The sequence below is a fragment of the Protofrankia sp. Cj3 genome (assembly GCF_917627355.1).
In the GTDB taxonomy this organism is placed as follows: Bacteria; Actinomycetota; Actinomycetes; order Frankiales; family Frankiaceae; genus Protofrankia.
Genome location: NZ_CAKJTR010000191.1, coordinates 6,525 through 9,107, shown reverse-complemented (window position 1 = coordinate 9,107; position 2,583 = coordinate 6,525). Strand labels below are relative to the sequence as shown.

The following is a 2,583-nucleotide window of genomic DNA, read 5'->3' as shown; positions in this document are numbered from 1 at the left end:
GAGCTCCTCCTCGGTAATTTCCGCGTCCTCGTTCAGGGCCTTGATCCAGCCGCTGGTCAGATCCGGGCCGGGAGTCTCTCGTAACCGCGCGATGAGCGTGGTCAAGTATTTCGCCAACAGATCCATACCCGCGTCCCCACGCTCCAGCTCGCGTAGGTCGCGGACCGGTTCGAGGGCACTTGTGATGTCCCCGATGGCCTCGCGGAATCTCAGCTGGTCGGCCTCGGGAACGCCAAGCAGCCGGCCGATGACAGCCATCGGGAACCGGAAGGAGAACTCGGGGACCAGATCCACGACCTGGCCACCCGCTCCGAGCGTGGCGACGTGCCGCACGGCATCGTAGGCCAGCTCCTCAACCAACGACCGCATCTCGGCAACCCGCCGCGCGGAAAACGCGTTGCCGAAGAACCGGCGCAGGCGATCGTGATCCGGATCATTGCTGAACAACATGTTCTGTGTGAGCCAGCGCCAGGACGAATGCTCATGCCAGCCCTGAAGCCGCTGGTCCTGAACCGCCGCATCGGTTGACAACAACCGCGGTTCCCGCAGCGCCTGCGCACATTCAGCGTAGCCGGTGATAAATGTATGAACGCCCGCAATGGTCACCACGGGGCCATGCGCGCGCATTTCCTCGTATAATGGATATGGATTTTGCTTTCCCTCGGGCGCCAACAGTCGCCCCAGAATATCCAGCGGTTCGGACAAAATTCCGGACACGACCTCAGCCACTTTCACTCCTAGATTCCGTTCAGGCTCCAGTGGACGAAGCACACATCAGCACAGTGAGTTTGATAAGCAAACTCGATTTTGGTTGCAAAGAATCAACCGAACAAGAGCCAGTGTATGTGATATAAATCACATCTATTGGACCGAACGCTTCGAGCGCTCCACCGCTGCCGGCGGCGACCGCTAAGAACCCACTCTGAATCTTGGAAATGTATGCAAAGCGCATCCCGCGCCAAAACGCTCGACATGACTGGGTGAGATTGAGAGCGTCCGGTAATAGGGGGCGCGGCGGCGCGGGGCTGGGGCGGCGCGAGGGCGCTCTGGCCAGGCAGCGGGTAAACAGCCCAGCGATCCCACGAGCGCCCTGTGAATGGGGCCAGCCGGACGCCACCGTAACCGGCTATCCCTGTTGAGCAGCTGCTCCCAGCGCACCCCGGGTCCGGAAGATCCAGCGGGATTTCCGCTGCCGGCCCCGGCCGTTCGTCATGGCGGATCGATGAAAGGCGTCACCTTGTGGCGACAATCGGCAGCATGGGTGGCGATGGCAGCGCGGTCGAGGAGAAGTGCGAGGCCACCCGGTCGTCAACGGGATCCTGCGCCGGGTCACGGTGCACGACCAAGTGCCGGTAGAGGGTGTCGCGCTGCGCCGGGATCCGGTCGGCGGCGCGGATCAGACCGATCAGCTCCGTCCGGTTGGTGCGGTGACGGGCACCGGCCGAGGACACCACGTTCTCCTCCAGCATGACCGAACCCAGATCGTCCGCGCCCATGTGCAGGGTGAGCTGGCCGACCTCCTTGCCGGTCGTCAGCCACGAGCCCTGCAGATGCGCGATGTTGTCGAAGAAGAGCCGGGCCAGCGCCACCAGCCGCAGGTACTCGATGGTCGACGCCTGGGTCCGGCCGCGCAGGTGGTTGTTCTCCGGCTGGTAGGTCCACGGGATGAACGACCGGAAACCGCCGGTGCGGTCCTGGACGTCACGGATCATCCGCAGGTGCTCGATGCGCTCGGCGTTGGTCTCGCCGGTGCCCATCATGAACGTCGCGGTCGACTCCATGCCAAGGCCGTGAGCGGTCTCCATGACTGACAGCCAGACCTGCCCCGGTTCCTTGAGCGGGGCGATCGCGCGCCGAGGACGCTCGGTGAGAATCTCCGCTCCCGCCCCGGCGAAACTGTCGAGCCCCGCGTCGCGCAGCCGGGCGATGACGTCGCCATGGCTCAGCCCGGACGTCCGCGCGATGTGAACGACCTCGCTGGCGCCCAGAGAATGCAGGGTGAGCTGCGGGTACGCCCGCCTGATTGCCGCGAAGGTGCCCTCGTACCACTCAATGCCGAACTCGGGGTGATGACCGCCCTGGAGCATGATCTGGGTTGCTCCCAGCTCCACCGCTTCACCACACTTCGCGACAATGTCGTCGACGTCGCGGACCCAGCCTTCGGAATGCCCAGGAGCGCGGTAGAACGCGCAGAACCGGCAGGCGGTCACGCAGACGTTCGTGTAGTTGATATTCCGATCGATGATGTACGTTGCGATGCCGTCCGGGAAACGACCGCGGCGGACGGCGTCGGCAGCCTGGCCGAGGGCATGCAGTGGGGCCTTCGTGTACAGCCGCAGCGCCTCTTCGGGAGTGATCCGCCCGCCACCGGCGGCACGGGCGAGAACGGACGCGATCTCCTCCTCACCCAACGCCGATGATGAAAGTACCGGAGAACCGCTGTCGGCATCATCTGCAAGGCTCACCCCGCGATGGTACGGCGATCGGGCGTACCGCTTGGCCCCAACGGCCGGTGTCACCCATCGGCACCGCGCCGCGACCATCGATCCAGGCCACCGGCCAGACCACCGGCCAGACCACCGA

The 2,583-nt window shown here is 64.7% G+C and carries 2 protein-coding genes; both read right to left on the bottom strand.

Annotated elements, in window-relative coordinates:
• On the bottom strand, positions 1 to 729 hold a 729-nt coding region (locus tag MJ783_RS19585), incomplete at its 3' end, for a cytochrome P450 (RefSeq protein ID WP_239312425.1).
• A gap of 503 nt (positions 730 to 1,232) precedes the next feature.
• Complete coding sequence (gene mqnC, locus MJ783_RS19580) at positions 1,233 to 2,465, bottom strand: cyclic dehypoxanthinyl futalosine synthase (protein ID WP_239312423.1); 1,233 nt, start codon at positions 2,463 to 2,465, stop codon at positions 1,233 to 1,235.
• Between the last annotated feature and the right edge of the window lie 118 nt (positions 2,466 to 2,583).